At 63.1% G+C, this 17,764-nt stretch carries 15 protein-coding genes; 6 read left to right on the top strand and 9 right to left on the bottom strand.

The features are described 5' to 3' along the window. Nucleotides 1-2 precede the first annotated feature (2 nt). Nucleotides 3-695, top strand: coding sequence for an extensin family protein (locus ACOZJV_RS15145; RefSeq protein ID WP_078470050.1), 693 nt, complete (start codon nt 3-5; stop codon nt 693-695). 12 nt (nt 696-707) lie between these two features. Here ACOZJV_RS15145 and ACOZJV_RS15140 read toward each other — a convergent pair whose 3' ends face one another. Next, nucleotides 708-1,328: an energy transducer TonB gene (locus ACOZJV_RS15140; protein ID WP_201129620.1), complete on the bottom strand. Its 621-nt coding sequence runs from the start codon at nt 1,326-1,328 to the stop codon at nt 708-710. A 94-nt stretch (nt 1,329-1,422) separates the two neighbouring features. Between ACOZJV_RS15140 and ACOZJV_RS15135 the strand changes: the two genes are divergently transcribed. Further along, nucleotides 1,423-2,205 (top strand): class I SAM-dependent methyltransferase, encoded by a 783-nt coding sequence (locus ACOZJV_RS15135; protein WP_078470052.1) that lies wholly within the window; start codon nt 1,423-1,425, stop codon nt 2,203-2,205. Nucleotides 2,206-2,268: 63 nt separating this feature from the next. On the opposite strand, the gene ACOZJV_RS15130 is transcribed toward ACOZJV_RS15135, so the two are convergent. Further along, the gene (locus tag ACOZJV_RS15130; RefSeq protein WP_078470053.1) at nt 2,269-2,913 is read right to left on the bottom strand and encodes a TetR/AcrR family transcriptional regulator; all 645 of its coding nucleotides are present in this window, start codon (nt 2,911-2,913) and stop codon (nt 2,269-2,271) included. Nucleotides 2,914-3,007: 94 nt separating this feature from the next. On the opposite strand from ACOZJV_RS15130, the gene ACOZJV_RS15125 reads away from it, so the two are divergent. Both ACOZJV_RS15125 and ACOZJV_RS15120 read left to right on the top strand, forming a co-directional pair. Next, nucleotides 3,008-4,108, top strand: coding sequence for an efflux RND transporter periplasmic adaptor subunit (locus tag ACOZJV_RS15125; RefSeq protein ID WP_078470054.1), 1,101 nt, complete (start codon nt 3,008-3,010; stop codon nt 4,106-4,108). Between the two features lie 6 nt (nt 4,109-4,114). Further along, on the top strand, nt 4,115-7,180 hold the full coding sequence (locus tag ACOZJV_RS15120; RefSeq protein ID WP_078470055.1) for an efflux RND transporter permease subunit: 3,066 nt from the start codon (nt 4,115-4,117) through the stop codon (nt 7,178-7,180). 48 nt (nt 7,181-7,228) lie between these two features. Here ACOZJV_RS15120 and ACOZJV_RS15115 read toward each other — a convergent pair whose 3' ends face one another. From ACOZJV_RS15115 to plsB, 3 genes are read right to left on the bottom strand one after another with little or no spacing between them, the layout of a single operon-like run. Then, nucleotides 7,229-7,918 carry a DUF4197 domain-containing protein gene (locus ACOZJV_RS15115; RefSeq protein ID WP_078470056.1) on the bottom strand — a complete coding sequence of 230 codons (690 nt, stop codon included), beginning with the start codon at nt 7,916-7,918 and terminating at the stop codon, nt 7,229-7,231. A 24-nt stretch (nt 7,919-7,942) separates the two neighbouring features. After that, nucleotides 7,943-8,341, bottom strand: coding sequence for a YbaY family lipoprotein (locus ACOZJV_RS15110; protein WP_078470057.1), 399 nt, complete (start codon nt 8,339-8,341; stop codon nt 7,943-7,945). Nucleotides 8,342-8,390: 49 nt separating this feature from the next. Further along, nucleotides 8,391-10,907, bottom strand: a complete 2,517-nt coding sequence (gene plsB / locus ACOZJV_RS15105; RefSeq protein ID WP_421547966.1) for a glycerol-3-phosphate 1-O-acyltransferase PlsB — start codon at nt 10,905-10,907, stop codon at nt 8,391-8,393. A 260-nt stretch (nt 10,908-11,167) separates the two neighbouring features. Between plsB and ACOZJV_RS15100 the strand changes: the two genes are divergently transcribed. Then, complete coding sequence (locus ACOZJV_RS15100) at nt 11,168-11,377, top strand: cold-shock protein (protein ID WP_020296636.1); 210 nt, start codon at nt 11,168-11,170, stop codon at nt 11,375-11,377. Nucleotides 11,378-11,446: 69 nt separating this feature from the next. Here the strand turns inward: ACOZJV_RS15100 and ACOZJV_RS15095 are convergent, their stop codons facing one another. The 4 genes from ACOZJV_RS15095 to ACOZJV_RS15080 all read right to left on the bottom strand — a co-directional run bounded on the left by ACOZJV_RS15095 (nt 11,447) and on the right by ACOZJV_RS15080 (nt 16,645). Then, complete coding sequence (locus ACOZJV_RS15095) at nt 11,447-11,824, bottom strand: hypothetical protein (protein ID WP_020296635.1); 378 nt, start codon at nt 11,822-11,824, stop codon at nt 11,447-11,449. Between the two features lie 83 nt (nt 11,825-11,907). Then, a complete protein-coding gene (locus ACOZJV_RS15090; protein ID WP_421547965.1) occupies nt 11,908-12,717 on the bottom strand; it encodes a putative RNA methyltransferase in 810 nt (269 codons plus the stop codon). Further along, complete coding sequence (gene dapE / locus ACOZJV_RS15085; protein WP_020296633.1) at nt 12,717-13,868, bottom strand: succinyl-diaminopimelate desuccinylase; 1,152 nt, start codon at nt 13,866-13,868, stop codon at nt 12,717-12,719. The genes ACOZJV_RS15090 and dapE overlap by 1 nt, the downstream gene beginning before the upstream one ends. Nucleotides 13,869-14,053: 185 nt before the next feature. Then, nucleotides 14,054-16,645, bottom strand: a complete 2,592-nt coding sequence (locus tag ACOZJV_RS15080; protein ID WP_201129623.1) for a glycosyltransferase — start codon at nt 16,643-16,645, stop codon at nt 14,054-14,056. A gap of 217 nt (nt 16,646-16,862) precedes the next feature. Between ACOZJV_RS15080 and tcdA the strand changes: the two genes are divergently transcribed. Continuing rightward, nucleotides 16,863-17,672 carry a tRNA cyclic N6-threonylcarbamoyladenosine(37) synthase TcdA gene (gene tcdA / locus ACOZJV_RS15075; protein WP_421547964.1) on the top strand — a complete coding sequence of 270 codons (810 nt, stop codon included), beginning with the start codon at nt 16,863-16,865 and terminating at the stop codon, nt 17,670-17,672. Nucleotides 17,673-17,764: the final 92 nt, after the last annotated feature.

Raw genomic sequence — 17,764 nt, 5'->3', positions numbered from 1 at the left:
TCGTGCGGTCCCTGAAAGTGCTTTTGCCGTTACTGCTCATCATTGCCCTGTTTGTCCTCAGTGCCTGGCGCGACTGGTTGCCGCCGGCCTGGAATCCCTGGGCGCCGCTGGATGTGCGCGCCGAACCGAACCTGCTGACCCGCTACAAGCTGAGCCGCCTGCGGGACAACCCGCAATTGTGCGATCAGGTGCTGAGCCGGTCCGGCCTGCGGGTGACCCGCCAGCAGGACAGCCGCCCGGATGTGACGTGCCCGCTGAGCAATACCTTGCGGGTGCAGGGCGGTGAGGTGGCGTTGAGCAGCAGCTTTCTCGCCAGCTGCCCGTTGGCCGTGGCCTTTGCCCTGTTCGAGCGTCACGGGCTGCAGCCGGCCGCTCAAGCGGTGTATGGGCAGGCGGTGGTGCGGGTCGATCATCTGGGCAGCTTTGCCTGCCGCAACATGTACGGGCGCGAGCAGGGTGCCCGCAGCCAGCATGCCAGTGCCAATGCCCTGGACATCGCCGGCTTTCGCCTGGCCGACGGGCGCAGCATCAGCGTACTCAAGGACTGGCCCAAGCAAGGGGCGGACGCGCGTTTTCTACGCCTGGCCCGGGATGGGGCCTGCGACAGTTTCAATGTGGTGTTGGGCCCGGACTACAACGCCGCCCATCGCAATCACTTCCATCTGGATGTGGGGCCGTGGTGGATCTGTCGCTGAAGCGGGTAGGGGTCAGGCGGCGATGCGCAGGTTCTGCAGGACCAGCGGGCGCGCCCAGCCGATATCGAAATCGAACTGGCGGTTCTGCTCGATGATTTCCTGAGGCGGGAACGGCTCGGCCGGTTTGTCCAGCAGGTCCATTTCAAACTCGGCGATGGGCAGGTGCAGCGGCCGTGGCTCGGGCGCCGGGCCCGGCTCAGGCAGTGGCTGGCCGGCGTTGAGCACGATTGGGCGGACCCAACCGCTCTCGAAATCCTGCTGGCGCTGCTGGGCGGTGATTTCTTCCGGCGGGAAGGGCGGGAACGGTTTGTCCAGCAGGTCGGTCTCGAACTCGGCGATGGGCAGGAACAACGGTTCCGGCGGACGGACTTCGGTGTCTTTCACGTCGCACTGGCGCTGGCTGACGATCTGCATCAACAGGTCACTGCCGGCGCTGGGTTCGACTGCAGGGTCAAGTTCTGCCAGCGGCTGGTCGCCAACAGCCTTCGCTCCATCACCCTGTTGCTCGGCCAATGCCCGGGCAAAGAAATCCTGCCACAGATGGCTGACGCCGCTCAGTGCCTGGGAATTGCGCAAGCCGTAATCGCCATAGGGCGAGATAAAGCCTACTGGGATGGATTGAATGTCTGACATTTCTCTCGGTCGACGCTCAGCTCTGGCAAAATGCCTGATAGTTCTTTTATCGGCAGTTTTTGCCGATCATTAATTTTTTGAGCGTGTTTTAACGATGAGTGAGCAACCAGCGGCCTGCCGCATCAGAGTCGAGGCCTTGGCCGAGGCGTTCGCCGACCCGGCACGGCAGTGGGCCGAGCGCCTGGGCTTGCCGTTGCAGGACGCAGATGCCGAGTTTGCCCTGCAGTTCGGCGAGCAGGGGTTGCAGTTGCAGCAACTGGGGCCGGACGCTCCGGGGCCGGTGCGGGTCGACTTTGTCGAGGGTGGTGCGGCCCATCGCAGGCTGTATGGCGGCGGCAGTGGGCAGATGATCGCCAAGGCGGTCGGCGTCGCCCAGGGCGTGCGCCCCAGGGTGCTGGATGCCACCGCCGGGCTGGGCAAGGATGCATTCGTGCTGGCCAGCCTGGGCTGCCAGATGAGCCTGATCGAGCGCCAGCCGCTGATCGGTGCCCTGCTGGAAGATGGCCTGTTGCGGGCTGCCGCGGATTTTGAAGTGGCGCCGATCGTCGCGCGCATGCAGTTGCTCAAGGGCAACTCCATCGAGTTGATGCGCAATTGGCAGGGCGAGCCGCCTCAGGTGATCTACCTCGACCCGATGTTCCCCCACCGCGAGAAAACCGCGCTGGTGAAGAAAGAAATGCGCCTGTTCCGGCCCTTGGTTGGCGACGACCCCGATGCCCCAGCGCTGCTTGAGGCGGCCCTGGCCTTGGCCAGCCACCGGGTGGTGGTCAAGCGGCCGCGCAAGGCGCCCTGCATCGAGGGGCCCAAGCCCAGCCACGCGCTGGACGGCAAGTCCAGCCGCTACGACATCTATCCGAAAAAAGCGCTCAAGGCTTGATGGCCGCCGCGTCGGCCCTGGCAGGTCATGCCTGCAGGGGCCGACCTGCCAGGGCGTTATTTCTCAGGCCGGTTCAGGCCGATAAGCCCGCATAAACAATTCCACCACTTCCAGCAGGTGAGCTTCTGCTGCGTCGCCGATCAGGACGTCGCCGCAGCCGAACAACAAGCGGAAGTTGGCGCCGCCCTTGACCAGGCAAAAGAAGTGTTCGGCGGCATTGTGCGGTTTTTCAATGTGCAGGGTGCCGAGCTGATGGACCTTGCTCAGCAGGCGCTCCATGCCTTTGAGTACGCGTTCGGGCCCGGCTTCGAAGAAGATCAGCGACAGCTTCGGGTCCTGGCTGCCCAGGGCCATGATCAGCCGATGCAGGTTCACCGAGTCTTCACTGTTGATCAGCACGTTGAAACCGCGCGCGATATTGAGCAGCACCTGCTTGATCGGCACGCCGTCCGGCAGCTCGAACATCAAGTTCGGCAATTGGGTCTCGCACTTGGCCACCACGGCGGCCGAGAACAGGGTTTCCTTGTCGGTGAAGTGGCTGTAAACCGTGAGTTTTGACACGCCGGCTTCGGCGGCTACCGCATCCATGCTGGTGTTTGCATATCCGTTGCTCAAAAACAGTTTTTTAGCTGCTTCGAGAATGGCCTGGCGTTTTGCCAGGTCCTTGGGGCGGCCGGGGCCGGTGGATACGGAATTATTGTCTGACATTCTTCGCTTTTAATACTGGACTGGTGAGTTTGCTATTAATAACATACCGGCCAGTATAATTATTCCAAGCGCCATTAGCGAAAGGTCCGCCACCATGTTCCGCTATGCCCTGCCCATCGCCCTGCCAGTCAGTCTGGCTTTTTTATTGTCTGCCTGCGGGCATGAAGAACCGGTGCAGACCACCGTGCGCCCGGCCATGGTGGTTCAGCCAGAGCCATCGGCGCGCGGCATGGACAGCTATCCCGGTGAGGTGCGGGCACGCTACGAGCCGGATCTCGCGTTCCGCATCCCGGGTAAAGTCAGCCGACGACTGGTCGACGAGGGTGAGCGGGTCAAGGCCAACCAGCCCCTGGCGGAGCTCGATCCCCAGGACGTGCGCCTGCAACTGGAGGCCAGTCGCGCGCAGGTCGCGGCGGCCCAGGCCAACCTGAGCCTGGTGCGGGCCGAGCGTGATCGCTACAAGACCTTGCTCGAGCGGCAGATGGTCAGTCGTTCGCAATACGACAACGCCGAAAACCTCTACCGTTCCGGCGAAGCACGCCTCCAGCAGATCAAGGCCGAGTTCGACGTCGCCAATAACCAGGCTGGCTACGCAGTATTGCGTGCACCCCAGGATGGCGTGGTGGCCAAGCGTGCGGTGGAAGTCGGGCAAGTGGTGGCGGCCGGGCAAACCGTGTTCACCCTGGCCACCGATGGCGAGCGTGAGGTACTGATCAGCTTTCCCGAGCAGAGCTTCGGGCGTTTCAAGATCGAGCAGCCGGTCTCGGTCGAACTCTGGACGCAGCCGGGCCAGCGTTTTGCCGGGCGGATCCGTGAGTTGTCGCCGGCGGCCGACCCCAAGTCGCGGACTTTCGCCGCGCGTATCGCCTTCAGCACCGGCAAGGTTCCTGCCGAGCTGGGGCAGAGCGCCCGGGTGTTTATCCAGAGCGCCGATGTGGTGCCGCTGTCCGTACCGCTGTCGGCGCTGACGGCGGAAAACGGCGCAACCTATGTCTGGCGCGTGGACGCCAACAATACCTTGCAGAAAACCCCGGTCCGGGTCGGTGCGTTCGGTGAAAACAGCGTGCCGGTGCTCGAAGGCCTGAATGCCAGCGACTGGGTGGTGGCTGCCGGGGTCCATGTGCTCCATGAGGGCCAGCAAGTTCGCCCAGTGGATCGCTCCAACCGCGTGGTCAATCTGGCGGCCAAGGAGTAATTCCCGATGGGTTTCAACCTTTCTGCATGGGCGTTGCGCAATCGCCAGATCGTCCTGTTTCTGATGCTGTTGCTGGCCACGGTCGGCGCCTTGTCCTACACCAAGTTGGGGCAGAGCGAAGACCCGCCCTTTACCTTCAAGGCCATGGTCATTCAGACCAGTTGGCCGGGGGCCACCGCCGAGGAAGTCTCGCGCCAGGTCACCGAGCGTATTGAAAAGAAGCTGATGGAAACCGGCGAGTACGACCGGATCATCTCTTTCTCGCGCCCCGGCGAATCTCAGGTGCGTTTCGTTGCCCGGGACTCGATGCACTCGGCAGAGATCCCCGACCTCTGGTATCAGGTGCGCAAGAAGGTCAGCGATATCCGCCAGAACCTGCCACCGGGTGTGCAGGGGCCTTTTTTCAACGATGAGTTCGGCACCACCTTCGGCAACATCTATGCCCTGACCGGCGACGGTTTTGACTACGCGGTGCTCAAGGATTACGCCGACCGCGTGCAGATCCAACTGCAACGGGTCAAGGACGTGGGCAAGGTCGACCTGCTGGGTTTGCAGGACGAGAAAATCTGGATCGAGCTGTCGAACGTCAAGCTGGCCACCCTCGGCCTGCCCCTGGCTGCGGTGCAGCAGGCGTTGCAGGAGCAGAACGCGGTATCTACCGCTGGCTTCTTCGAGACCTCCAGCGAGCGCCTGCAGCTGCGGGTTTCCGGTAATTTCCAGAGCGTCGAGCAGATCCGGAACTTCCCGATTCGCGTCGACAATCGCACCTTCCGCATCGCCGATGTGGCGGATGTGCACCGTGGTTTCAGCGACCCGCCATCGCCCCGCATGCGCTTTATGGGCGAAGACGCCATAGGCCTGGCCGTGGCGATGAAGGACGGTGGCGACATCCTGGTCCTGGGCAAGGCGCTGGAGGTCGAGTTTGCGCGGATCCAGAAGCATCTGCCGGCCGGCATGGAGCTGCGCAAGGTGTCTGACCAGCCGGCGGCGGTGAAAACCGGGGTCGGCGAGTTTGTCCAGGTGCTGGTCGAGGCCCTGGCGATCGTGTTGCTGGTGAGCTTCTTCTCCCTTGGCGTGCGCACCGGCATGGTGGTGGCACTGGCGATTCCCCTGGTGTTGGCGATGACGTTTGCCACCATGTATTACCTGGGCATCGGCCTGCACAAGATTTCCCTGGGGGCGCTGGTCCTGGCCCTGGGCCTGTTGGTGGACGACGCGATCATTGCCGTGGAAATGATGGCGATCAAGATGGAGCAGGGCTACGACCGCATCAAGGCCGCCAGCTTCGCCTGGACCAGCACCGCGTTCCCGATGCTCACCGGGACCCTGATTACCGCTGCCGGCTTCCTGCCGATTGCCACCGCACAGTCCGGCACCGGCGAGTACACCCGCTCGATTTTCCAGGTGGTGACCATTGCCCTGATCGCCTCGTGGATTGCCGCGGTGGTGTTCGTGCCGTACCTGGGTGAAAAACTGCTGCCGGATCTGGCGAAGATTCATGCCGCCAAGCACGGCACCGGGGACGGTCAGCCGGACCCTTACGGCACGCCGTTCTATCAGCGGGTACGGGGGCTGGTGGGCTGGTGCGTGCGGCGTCGCAAGACCGTGATCACCCTGACCGTGGTGCTGTTCGTGGCCTCGGTGGTGCTGTTCCGCTTCGTGCCGCAGCAGTTCTTCCCGGCTTCGGGCCGCCTGGAATTGATGGTCGACCTGAAGCTGGCCGAAGGCGCCTCCCTGAGCAACACCGCCGAGCAGGTCAAGCGCCTGGAAGCGATGCTCAAGGACCACGCGGGGATCGATAACTACGTGGCCTATATCGGTACCGGGTCACCGCGTTTCTATCTGCCCCTGGATCAGCAACTGCCGGCGGCAAGCTTTGCCCAGTTCGTGGTGCTGGCCAAGACCATCGAGGAACGTGAAGCCCTGCGCAGCTGGCTGATCGCAACCCTCAATGAACAGTTCCCGGCCTTGCGCTCGCGGGTCACGCGCCTGGAAAACGGCCCGCCCGTGGGTTATCCGGTGCAGTTCCGGCTGTCGGGGGAGAACATCGCCGAGGTGCGCGCCCTGGCGCGCAAGGTGGCGGCCAAGGTCCGCGAGAACCCGCATGTGGTCAACGTTCACCTGGACTGGGAAGAACCGAGCAAGGTGGTGTACCTCAACGTCGACCAGGACCGGGCGCGGGCCCTGGGGGTGAGCACCGCGAACCTGTCGAAGTTCCTGCAAAGCTCGCTGTCGGGCTCCAGCGTCAGCCAGTACCGCGAGGACAACGAGTTGATCGAGATCCTGCTGCGGGGCACCGTGCATGAGCGCACCGAACTGTCGTTGCTGCCGAGCCTCTCGGTGCCCACCGACAACGGCAAAAGCGTGTCGTTGTCGCAGATCGCTACCCTGGAGTATGGCTTCGAAGAGGGCATTATCTGGCGCTACAACCGCCTGCCGAACGTCACGGTCCGTGCCGATATCTATGGCCAGGAACAACCGGTGACCCTGGTGAAGCAGATTCTGCCGACCCTGGAGCCGATCCGTGCCGAGCTGCCTGACGGCTACCTGCTGGACGTGGGCGGCACCGTCGAAGACTCGACCCGTGGCCAGAACTCGGTGAAGGCCGGTGTGCCGCTGTTTATCGTGGTGGTGCTGACCTTGCTGATGCTGCAACTGCGCAGCTTCTCGCGCACGGTCATGGTGTTCCTCACCGCGCCCCTGGGGCTGATCGGCGTGACCCTGTTCCTGATTGTGTTCCGCCAGCCCTTCGGCTTTGTGGCGATGCTCGGCACCATCGCCCTGTCCGGGATGATCATGCGCAACTCGGTGATCCTGGTGGATCAGATCGAGCAGGACATCAGCGCTGGCCTCAAACCCTGGGATGCGATTATCGAAGCCACGGTACGGCGTTTCCGCCCAATCGTGCTGACCGCGCTGGCGGCGGTGCTGGCGATGATCCCGCTGTCGCGCAGCGTGTTCTTCGGACCGATGGCGGTGGCGATCATGGGGGGCTTGATTGTGGCGACGGCGTTGACCCTGCTGTTCCTGCCGGCGTTGTATGCGGCGTGGTTCAGGATCAAGAAGACTTAGCAGCCAGCGCCCGGGAGTTGCTCCCGGGCGCTGGTGGGGTGCGGGGTTTTACAGGGTGCCGAAGACTTTCTTGGCCAGGCTGGTGGCAGCGGCTGCCGGGTTCTGGCGAATGGTTTCTTCCTGCTTGCCAATCATTTCGAACAGGCCGTCGAGGGCTTTTTCGGTGACGTAGCTTTCGATATTGGCGCTCTTGGCATCCACCACGCCAAGGGTCGCGGCCTGGCCGGCGAACGAGTTGTACTGCTTGGCCAGGCCCACCTGATCGGTGGCTTGCTTGACGATGGGCAGGAACTTGGCGCGAATCTGCTCGCGGCTCGACTTGTTCAGGTATTGGGTCGCGGAATCATTGCCACCGCTGAGGATGCCCTTGGCATCGGCCACGGTCATTTTCTTCACGGCATCCACCAGCAGCGCCTGGGCTTGCGGCACAGCGGCCTCGGCGGCTTTGTTCATGCTGGTTTCCAACTGGTCGACCTGATCGCCCATGCCGAACTGCTTCATTTTTTTCGCGACTTTGCCCAGGTTGCCCGGCAGCTCGATGCGCACCTCGGGGTTGTTGCTGAAACCACCCGGGGTACCCAGTTGCTTGACGGCGATTTGCGCGCCTTGGGTCAGGGCGTCCTTGAGGCCGCCGCTGGCGTCACTCTGGGACAGGTCGCTGAGCGACAGGGCCAGGGCGCTGGCGGACAGCAGCAGGCCTGCACACAGGCCGGTGAAGCGAAGGGAGGAGCGGAGCATGGCGGCTTCCTTGTTCAAGGGGGATTAACGGACGGCGTCGACGCGGATTTTCAACGGCTGAGGATCCTGGCCGTCGAGGTTGACTGCGTGATGTTCGGTGCTGATAAAGATGAGCTGGCCATCGACCTCGATCCGCGCACTCACCGAGTAGCGGTGGCCGGGCTTGACCTGGGCCGGGTCGTAGCTGAGGTGGAAGGGCAGCGGAACCTGGCCCTTGACCGGGCCTTTCTGCTCGGCCAGGACCACCGCCGGCGCATCGGCCAGGGACACGTCCTGCAGGCTGACACTCAGGGTCGCCGCCGGTGGCAGGGCGATGCGTTGCAGGTAGAACACTTCTCCTGAAAGGTCGGCCTTGGCCGCGGGGTGCAGGGTCTGACAGGCGCCAAGCAAAGTGCTGACGGCCAGCAGGCAGATTTTTTTCATGGTGGATCTCCGTCTAAGGCGCCAGCGACAACCTGGCGCCAGTAAGAATCTAGTCGGTTTGTACGGGGGCTGCGAGCTGCTCGGCGGCGTCTTCGCTGGCGTCCTCGCTGCGGTGCAACGCGACCTGGCGGATCGACAGGCGGATGTCCGCCGGCAATACGCGCTTGGCCGCACCTTCGGCCAACTCGCCGAGGGCCGGGTGATAACTCAGCTTGCCGGCTTCGTCGCGGCGCAGTACGCCGACGTCGAGCAGGGTCTGGATAAAGTGGCGGAACAGGCTCTTGTCGAAGAACTCCGGGGCATTCAAGCCATGCAGGATCGACAGGCGCTGGGCCATGACCGTGCACAGGTCTTCCAGCTCCTCGGCGCTGATGCTGTTCTGGCCGCTGTTGAGCAGCAGCGAGATGGCCATGTAGAAGCGTTGCAGGGTCTGGGCGATGCTTTTGGAGAGCAGGGTCAGCAGCACAAAATGCCGTGAGCTGGGGGCCGGGCGCAGGTAAACCTCGCCTTCAAAGCGCAGCAGGCCTTGTTCGACGAACGCTTCCAGCCACTGATCGACCACCGCGTCCAACTCCTCCAGCGACCAGCGAATGAACAGCTCTGCCTGCAGGTAGGGGTAGAGCGCGCGGGTGTAACGCAGGATCTGCTCGCGGCTCATGCGCGACGAGCTCTGGAAGAAACTCGCCAGCAGCGCCGGCAAGGCAAAGATATGCAGCACGTTGTTGCGGTAATAGGTCATCAGGACGGCGTTCTGCTCATCCAGATACAGGATCTTGCCCAGGGCATCGCTCTGCTCGGACAGCAGGTCCATGTCTTTGACGTGCTTGATCAGTGCCTGACCATCGCCCTCGGGCAGGGTGGTGTGGGCCGAGTAGGGCACGCGTCGCAGCAGCGCCAGGTACAGGTCGAGGACCCGAGCCATGGCGCGATCGTCCAGGGCCAGGCGACTGGTGGAAAGCAGGGCCAGGGCCACCAGGTTGACTGGGTTGATCGCCGCCGCTTCGTTCAGGTGCTGGGCCACACGCTCGCCCAGGCGGTTGGTGGTGTCATTGAGCCAGGCCGGGCGGAACTGCGGGCCCAGCTCCTGGGCGCGCCAGTCCGGTTGCTCCTGATCGAGGAATTCGGCCAGCTTGATCGGCTCGCCGAAGTTCACCGCGACCTGGCCGAAGCGCTGCTTGAGTGCGCCGATGACCTTGAAGATGTCGAAGATCGACTCTTTCTTCTTGCTCGCGCCGCGCAGCTCACCCAGGTAGGTGCGGCCTTCCAGCACGCGCTCGTAGCCGATGTACACCGGTACGAAGACGATCGGCATGCGCGAGTTGCGCAGGAAGCTGCGCAGGGTGATCGCCAGCATCCCGGTCTTGGGTTGCAGCATGCGCCCGGTGCGCGAGCGCCCGCCCTCGACGAAGTACTCCACCGGGAAGCCCTTGGTGAACAGGGTGTGCAGGTATTCGTTGAACACCGAGGTGTACAGCGGGTTGCCCTTGAAGGTGCGACGCATGAAAAACGCGCCGCCGCGCCGCAGCAGGCTGCCGATCACCGGCATGTTGAGGTTGATCCCGGCGGCGATGTGCGGCGGGGTCAGGCCGTTGCGGAACAGCAGGTAGGACAGCAGCAGGTAGTCGATATGGCTGCGGTGGCAGGGCACATAGATCACCTCGTGCCCCTGGGCGACCTTTTGCACGCCTTCGATGTTGTTGACCTTGATCCCGTCGTAGATCTTATTCCAGAACCAGCTCAGCACCACTTCCAGGAAACGGATCGCGGTGTAGGTGTAGTCCGAGGCGATCTCGTTGCCATAGCGCAGGGCTTGGGCCTTGGCTTTTTCCGGGGTGATCTTCTCGCGCTCGCTTTCGTCGAGGATTGCCTGCTTGACCAGGGGCTGGTTCAGCAGGCCCTTGACCAGGTTGCGCCGGTGGGAGATGTCCGGGCCGATAACGGCGGCCTTGAGGTTGCGAAAGTGCACCCGCAGGATGCGCTGGGCCATGCGCACGGTGCGTTCGTGGCCCTTGTTGTGGTCGATCAGCTCGCGCAGGTGGATCGGTGCCGAGAACTGCACCCGGGTCTTGCGCCCCAGGATCATGATGCTCAACAGCCGGCGCAGGCGCCCGGTGACGGCCCAGCTGTCGGCGAACAGCAACTTCCAGGGGCTGGATTCGCTGTCTGGCGACTGGCCCCAGAACACGCTGACTGGAATGATCTGGGCGTCTTCGGCGGCGTTCTGGGTCAGGGCGCTGACCAGTCGGGTCAGGGTCGGTGGCGCGCCGCGTTTGTCCTGGCGGCCGAGCCAGTCGGGCTCCGGGGTCAGGTAGAAAAAGGCCGCTGGTTCCATCAGGTTGCCCACCGAAACCGGCAGCACCGGGCGCGGCAGGCCGGCCTTGGTGCATTCGGCGTCGACCACTGCCAGGTCGGTCAGCGATGGGTTTTGCAGGACGTAGAACACCGGCCGGCTGCGGTCGAGGTTAAGGGTGAAGGACGACTGGTTGATCGTCTCCGAGCGAACCCAGAGGTACAACAGTCGGCGCAAGGTGCCAAACACAAGACGACGGATCGGAGAGCGGGTCATACGGCTTCTGCGTAAGTGAGTGAAAACCGAGCAGTTGCTCGGGTTCGACAGTGTGCCGTATTCGCCGAAGTTCGGCAAAAAAGCCACCCGTTAATATTGAGTTGAGAGTTTTTCTGCCTGTCATATACTCGGCCGGCTGTCCGCCGGGCTCGTCAACCCGGCATATGGATTACCCAATGCTGACGAAAGTTCTCAAGACACGCGTTCAAGGTTCTGTTTTCCAGAGCCAATCCCATAATAAAAAGATGGAGTACCGATTCATGTCTACTCGCGAGACCGGCAATGTGAAGTGGTTCAACGACGCCAAGGGCTATGGCTTTATCCAGCGTGAGGGCGGTGCGGACGTGTTTGTGCACTACCGCGCGATCCGTGGCGAAGGCCATCGCTCGCTGCTCGAAGGCCAGCAAGTGGAATACGCGGTGGTGGAAGGGCAGAAAGGCTTGCAGGCCGAAGACGTGGTCGGCCTGTAATCCGGTCGCTGGCCAGGCTCAGCCTCCAGCGCTTCGAAAGGCCCCATGCCGCGCATGGGGCCTTCGCAATCAGGCAGTACGCCAGGTAATTTCTTCTTCGCCATCGGCGCTGATGCGCATCCAGCGATCAGCCGACTCCTCACCTTCTTCCTCGACCCAACTGCCGGGTGCGCAACGCACTTCAACGTTCAGCGCGGCAAAGGCGGCGCGGGCGCAGGCGATGTCGTCTTCCCACGGCGTCTGGTCGCTCTCCAGGTACAGGCTGTTCCACTTGCCCACGGCCTTGGGCAGCCAGGTGACCGGGACATTGCCGGCCTTGCACTTGTAGGTCTGGCCTTTCTGAACCCAGTCGGTGCAAGGGCCTAGGGCGGTGCCGAGCCAGGCGGCAATCGCCTTGTAGTCGACGTCGGCGTCTTTCAGGTAAATCTCGATATCGGGTTGGCGCATGGATGTCCTCACTGCGGGTCTGAAAAATCCATTCGCGGATTTATTCGGCCTCGGGCAGATGCTCAAGGCCTTGGGTTAAAGGGTTATTGCAGCACGAAATAATCGTAGCGCATCGACACGCTGACCTTGAGCGGCTCGGCCTGCTCGATGACCTGGGCCCGGCGTTCGGCGCTGGCGCGCCAGCCATGAGGGGTCATGGCCAGCAGGTTGGCACGGTCCTGGGGCTGGTCCAGGTTCAAGGTGAACTCCAGGGTTTCGCTGTGTTGCAGGCTCATGCCCTGGGGAACCAGGGCCAGGTGCTTGTCATCGGTGTACTCGCGCACTTCGTCGTACAGGCGTTCGCGCAGCTCCATCAGGTGGCCGCTGGTGGGTCCGACTTTCATCAGGCCGCCACCGGGGCTGAGCAGGCGTTTGGCTTCTTCCCAGTCCAGGGGGCTGAACACGCTGGCCAGAAACTGGCAGCTGGCGTCAGCCAGGGGAATGCGCGCCATGCTGGCGATCAACCAGGTCAGGTGCGGGTTGCGTCGACAGGCGCGCTTGACCGCCTCGCGGGAGATATCCAGGGCATAACCATCGGCCTCGGGCAGGGCCTCGGCGATTTGCGCAGTGTAGTAACCCTCGCCACAACCGATATCGACCCAGCGCTGGGGGGCGCGCTCGGCGGCCAGTTCCGCCAGGCGCCGGGCCACGGGGGCGTAATGTCCGGCGTTGAGGAAATCGCGGCGAGCTTCAACCATGGCCTGGTTGTCACCCGGGTCACGGCTGTTCTTGTGCTGCACCGGCAGCAGGTTGAGGTAACCCTGGCGCGCGCGGTCGAAACGGTGGCCGACCGGGCATGCCACGCCATTCTCGACGTTGCCCAGCGGTGCGCTGCAAATGGGACAGGCGAGCATCAGGCGAGCAACTTGATCAGGGTCTGGTAGTAGATTTCGGTCAGCACGTCGAGGTCGCTGGCCAGGATCCGCTCGTTGACCTGGTGGATGGTGGCATTCACCGGGCCCAACTCGACCACCTGGGTGCCCATGGTCGCGATAAAGCGACCGTCGGAAGTCCCGCCACTGGTGGACGCCTTGGTTTCGCGGCCGGTGATCTGCTTGATGCTCGCCGATACGGCGTCGAGCAGGGCGCCCGGCTCGGTGAGGAACGGCAGGCCCGACAGCGCCCATTCGACGTGCCAGTCCAGGCCATGTTTGTCGAGGATGGCGGCGACCCGTTGTTGCAGGGCCTCGACCGTCGACTCGGTGGAGAAACGGAAGTTGAACACCGCCACCAGGTCACCGGGGATCACGTTGGTCGCGCCGGTGCCGGAATTGAGGTTGGAGATCTGGAAGCTGGTCGGCGGGAAGAAGCTGTTGCCGTTGTCCCAGTGCTCGGCGGCCAGTTCGGCCAGGGCCGGGGCTGCGAGGTGGATCGGGTTCTTGGCCAGATGCGGGTAGGCCACGTGGCCCTGCACGCCGCGCACGGTGAGCGTGGCGCCGAGGGAGCCGCGCCGGCCGTTCTTGACCACATCACCGACCAGGCTGGTGCTCGACGGCTCGCCGACGATGCACCAGTCCAGGCGCTCCTTGCGCGCGGCCAGGCGTTCGACCACAGCCTTGGTGCCGTGATGGGCCGGGCCTTCTTCGTCGCTGGTGATCAAGAACGCCACAGAGCCCTTGTGGTCCGGGTAGTCGCCGACGAAACGCTCGGCGGCTACCAGCATCGCCGCCAGGCTGCCTTTCATGTCGGCCGCGCCACGCCCGCAGAGCATGCCGTGTTCGTCGATCAGCGCCTGGAACGGGTCGTTCTGCCAGGCCTGGACCGGGCCGGTGGGCACCACGTCGGTGTGACCGGCAAAGCACAGGACCGGGCCGGGATGCTTGCCATGGGTGGCCCAGAAGTTATCCACATCCTCGATGCGCATCGGCTCGAGCGCAAAACCGGCATCACCCAGGCGCTGCATCATCAGCTTCTGGCAGTCGGCATCGATCGGGGTCACCGACGGACGACGGATCAGGTCACAGGCGAGTTGCAGGGTCGGCGAAAGCTCGGCGGGGGCCGTCATGGGAAAACTCCGGTGCAAGGCGTTATGTAGGGGCCGGTTGGCCGGCGGTGGCGGTTTATCAGGGACACCGCGTGGTGTTGATCGCTGGCAAGCCAGCTCCTACAGGTAATGGGGGGCGCGCAAAATGGCGGATATCTTAAAGCAAAACGGCGGCCAGAGGCCGCCGTTTAGTCGTTGCTGCGGATTTAGACCGCCGGTGCCGCCTCTGTTTCCACCGCCGGTTTAGGCAGCGAAGACAGGAACGCCATGATCAGCGCGGCCAGATACGGCAGCGACTGCACCAGCAGCATGGTCACCCAGAAGCGCATGTCGTTGCTCGGCAGGCCCTGCACCAGGAAGATCCCCAGCGCCGCGCCCCACAGCAGGAGCATGATGAACACCTCTTCCCGAGCTTCCGAGATCGCCACCCAGAAGCCGTGGTTGTCGGCATTCTTCGGGGTGCGGAAGAACGGAATGCTACTGGTGAAGAAGCCGTACAGCACTGCCTTGGCAATGGTGTGGGACAACGCCAGGCCCGCCAGGGCCGCGCAGAACGCATCCTTGAGGTTGACCCCTACCGCGCGACGGTAGAGGAAAATGATCTTGCCGACCTTGAACACGAACAACGCCAAAGGCGGGATCGCGAAGATCAGCAGCGGCGGATCGACCCGTTGCGGCACGATGATCATCGCCGCCGACCACAGCAGGGCGCCGACGGTGAAGAAGATGTTCATGCCGTCCGCCACCCACGGCAACCAGCCCGCGAGGAAGTGGTAGCGCTGGCCACGGGTCAGCTCGGTGTCCTTGCCGCGCAACAGGCTCGCGGTGTGCCGCTTGATGATCTGAATCGCCCCATAGGCCCAGCGGAAACGCTGTTTCTTGAAGTCGATAAAGGTATCGGGCATCAGGCCCTTGCCGTAGCTGGTGTGGTAATACGCAGCCGACAGGCCTTTTTCGAATACCCGCAGGCCCAGTTCGGCGTCTTCGCAGATGCACCAGTCGGCCCAGCCCAGCTCTTCGAGCACCGAGCGCCGGGTCATGGTCATGGTGCCGTGCTGGATGATCGCGTCACGGTCGTTGCGGGTGACCATGCCGATATGGAAGAAGCCCTTGTACTCGGCGTAGCAGAGCTTCTTGAAGGTGCTTTCGTTCTGGTCGCGATAATCCTGTGGCGACTGCACCACGGCGATTTTCGGGTCGGCGAAGTGCGGCACCATGTGCTTGAGCCAGTTCGGATCGACGCAGTAGTCGGAGTCGATCACCGCAATCACTTCGGCGTCCTTGGCGGTATGCGGGATCAGGTAGTTCAGCGCACCGCCCTTGAAACCGGCCAGGGGCGCGACGTGGAAGAACTTGAAGCGCGGGCCCAGGGTCTCGCAGTAGGCTTGCACCGGCTCCCAGACCGCGGGGTCCTTGGTGTTGTTGTCGATGATCAGGACTTCGTAGTCCGGATAGTCGAGGGCGGCCAGGGCGTCGAGGGTCTGTTTGACCATCTCCGGCGGCTCGTTGTAGCAGGGCACGTGGATCGAGACCTTCGGCCGGTAGTCGGAATCGCCCACCACTGGCAGGAATTCACGTCGCCGCTTGTGGGTCCAGACCGCTTCGGCCAGTTCATGGGCCTCGGTCAGCAGCACGATAAACACCCCGAGGGCACCGAGGGCGAGCAGGAAGCCCACCGTCAGGCTGAACCAGGTGCTGTATTGCTGGCTGTAGTCGTAGCCGATCCACACCAGCACCGAACCGCAGAGGAAGGCGATAAAAGTCAGGAAGGTCCGACCGCGCTGGCGCAGTGCCGAGCCGTCGATCATCAGCAGGGTCAGCGACAGCAGCGCCAGCACCACCGAGCCGATGGCCAGCACGCGCCATTGCGGAATGGCCACCACCGGGCCTTCAAAGTTGAATTTCTGCTGGCGCGCAGCGTTGAACACGCCCCAGTAGGCGCCCACCGAACCTTCGTCGCTGGCCTTCCACGGCTGGTCGAAGGCTTCGATCACGAAATAGTTGTAACCCTGGCGGTTGAGCTTGTTGACCAGGGTGCGCAGGTAGATCGCCTGATCCGCCGGGCTGGCATCAGCACCGCCACGCATGCGGCCGTTGCTCGGCCAGCCGACTTCGGACAGCAGCAGCGGCTTTTTCGGGAACATTTTTTTCAGGTCGCGGGCACGGTCGAGCACGAACTGGCCGGCCTGATCCACCGGCACGAATTCCCAGTAGGGCAGGACGTGAGCGGCAATCAGGTCGACGTGCTTGGCCAGGCTCGGGTTCTCTTCCCAGACGTGCCATTGCTCGGAGGTGGTCACCGGGACCTTCACAGCCGCGCGGACCCGATCCAGGATCACGCTCAGTTCTTCGGCGGTGATTTCCTTGCGGAAGATCGCCTCGTTACCCACCACCACCCGCACTACGCTGCGCGAGCTGTTGGCCAGTTCGATGGCGCGGGTGATTTCCCGTTCGTTGCGCTCCTGGTCCGGGCTGATCCAGATCCCGAGGGTCACGCGCAGGCCGAACTCTTCAGCCAGCTTGGGGATGTCCTGCAGGGTGCCGTCGACCGAGTAGGTACGGATGTTGTCGGTCAGCTTGCTCATGATTTCCAGGTCGCGACGCATTTCGTCGTCGGACGGGAACTGGTCTTTCTGTGGGAACTGGCCTTGCTGGAAAGGCGAGTAGGAAAAACCGGAGATCTGTTCAGGCCAGTTGGGGGCCGTGACCGGGCGATTGATCAGCGCCCAGAAACCGGTGAAGAGCGCAGCAATTGCCAGCACCACCACCAGATTGAGTCCAAATTTACGCGATGACATAGCTATTTCGGGTTCCAAAAGGTGTGGAACGAGGGAAGGGTTGGCAGGCGCCAAACGGTGGGCATCCTACACCGGCCCTCAATTGAGCGTACAGCGCACAAAGAAAAGCCAGACCTTGGGCACTGTATTTGCTCTTAAGTTCTTAACTTGTAGCTGGCAACTTAAAACTTGTCGCTGCGAAGCCCTATAATGCGCGCCGGTTTTTCAGGTAATGGTCATGAGCACAGAAGATCCACGGTTTGCTGGCGTCGCCCGTTTATATGGCATCGAGGGCCTGGCACGCTTGCGCGCGGCCCATGTGGCGATCGTCGGGGTGGGCGGGGTCGGCTCCTGGGCGGCCGAGGCCATTGCTCGTTGCGGGGTGGGCGAAATTTCGCTGTTTGACCTGGACGACGTCTGCGTCAGCAACAGCAACCGCCAGTTGCATGCCCTGGACAGCACCGTGGGCAAACCCAAGGTCGAGGTCATGGCCGAGCGTTTGCGCGGGATCAACCCGGACTGCAACGTGCACCCGGTGGCGGATTTCGTCACCCGCGAGACCATGGCCGAGTACATCACCCCCAACATTGACTGCGTGATCGACTGCATTGACAGCGTGAACGCCAAGGCGGCGCTGATTGCCTGGTGCAAACGCCGCAAGATCCAGATCATCACCACCGGTGGCGCGGGCGGGCAGATCGACCCGACGCTGATCCAGGTCTGCGACTTGAACCGCACCTTCAATGACCCGCTGGCCTCCAAAGTGCGCTCCACCTTGCGTCGGGACTACGGTTTTTCACGCACCGTGACCCGCCACTACAGCGTGCCTTGCGTGTTCTCCACCGAGCAGCTGCGCTATCCGAAGCCCGATGGCAGCATCTGCCTGCAGAAGAGCTTTGTCGGCGATGGGGTCAAGCTCGACTGCGCCGGTGGTTTCGGTGCGGTGATGATGGTCACCGCCACTTTCGGCATGGTCGCCGCCACCAAGGCTGTGGATAAGCTCGTTGCCGGCGTGCGCCGCCCCGCAGAGCGCGTCAAACCCGCGTAACCCCGTAGCCGCCGCGAGGCTGCGCTGGCCTTCAATGCCGCAACAAGTTGACCTGACCGCCCACAGGCACAGCCCCAGCCCACAGCGCCATG

The organism is Pseudomonas sp. QD4, from assembly GCF_049199125.1.
GTDB lineage: Bacteria > Pseudomonadota > Gammaproteobacteria > Pseudomonadales > Pseudomonadaceae > Aquipseudomonas.
The sequence above is the reverse complement of the archived record's forward strand: the minus strand, read 5'-3'. Positions and strand labels throughout refer to the sequence as shown.

What these genes read in the sequence shown, in the direction of transcription:
- ACOZJV_RS15135 (WP_078470052.1), top strand. Translation starts at nt 1,423, where the DNA reads ATGAGTGAGCAACCAGCGGCCTGCCGCATCAGAGTCGAGGCCTTGGCC.
- dapE (WP_020296633.1), bottom strand. Translation starts at nt 13,868, where the DNA reads ATGACGGCCCCCGCCGAGCTTTCGCCGACCCTGCAACTCGCCTGTGAC.
- ACOZJV_RS15120 (WP_078470055.1), top strand. Translation starts at nt 4,115, where the DNA reads ATGGGTTTCAACCTTTCTGCATGGGCGTTGCGCAATCGCCAGATCGTC.
- ACOZJV_RS15115 (WP_078470056.1), bottom strand. Translation starts at nt 7,918, where the DNA reads ATGCTCCGCTCCTCCCTTCGCTTCACCGGCCTGTGTGCAGGCCTGCTG.
- ACOZJV_RS15100 (WP_020296636.1), top strand. Translation starts at nt 11,168, where the DNA reads ATGTCTACTCGCGAGACCGGCAATGTGAAGTGGTTCAACGACGCCAAG.
- ACOZJV_RS15110 (WP_078470057.1), bottom strand. Translation starts at nt 8,341, where the DNA reads ATGAAAAAAATCTGCCTGCTGGCCGTCAGCACTTTGCTTGGCGCCTGT.
- ACOZJV_RS15095 (WP_020296635.1), bottom strand. Translation starts at nt 11,824, where the DNA reads ATGCGCCAACCCGATATCGAGATTTACCTGAAAGACGCCGACGTCGAC.
- tcdA (WP_421547964.1), top strand. Translation starts at nt 16,863, where the DNA reads ATGAGCACAGAAGATCCACGGTTTGCTGGCGTCGCCCGTTTATATGGC.
- ACOZJV_RS15140 (WP_201129620.1), bottom strand. Translation starts at nt 1,328, where the DNA reads ATGTCAGACATTCAATCCATCCCAGTAGGCTTTATCTCGCCCTATGGC.
- ACOZJV_RS15130 (WP_078470053.1), bottom strand. Translation starts at nt 2,913, where the DNA reads ATGTCAGACAATAATTCCGTATCCACCGGCCCCGGCCGCCCCAAGGAC.
- plsB (WP_421547966.1), bottom strand. Translation starts at nt 10,907, where the DNA reads ATGACCCGCTCTCCGATCCGTCGTCTTGTGTTTGGCACCTTGCGCCGA.
- ACOZJV_RS15080 (WP_201129623.1), bottom strand. Translation starts at nt 16,645, where the DNA reads ATGTCATCGCGTAAATTTGGACTCAATCTGGTGGTGGTGCTGGCAATT.
- ACOZJV_RS15090 (WP_421547965.1), bottom strand. Translation starts at nt 12,717, where the DNA reads ATGCTCGCCTGTCCCATTTGCAGCGCACCGCTGGGCAACGTCGAGAAT.
- ACOZJV_RS15125 (WP_078470054.1), top strand. Translation starts at nt 3,008, where the DNA reads ATGTTCCGCTATGCCCTGCCCATCGCCCTGCCAGTCAGTCTGGCTTTT.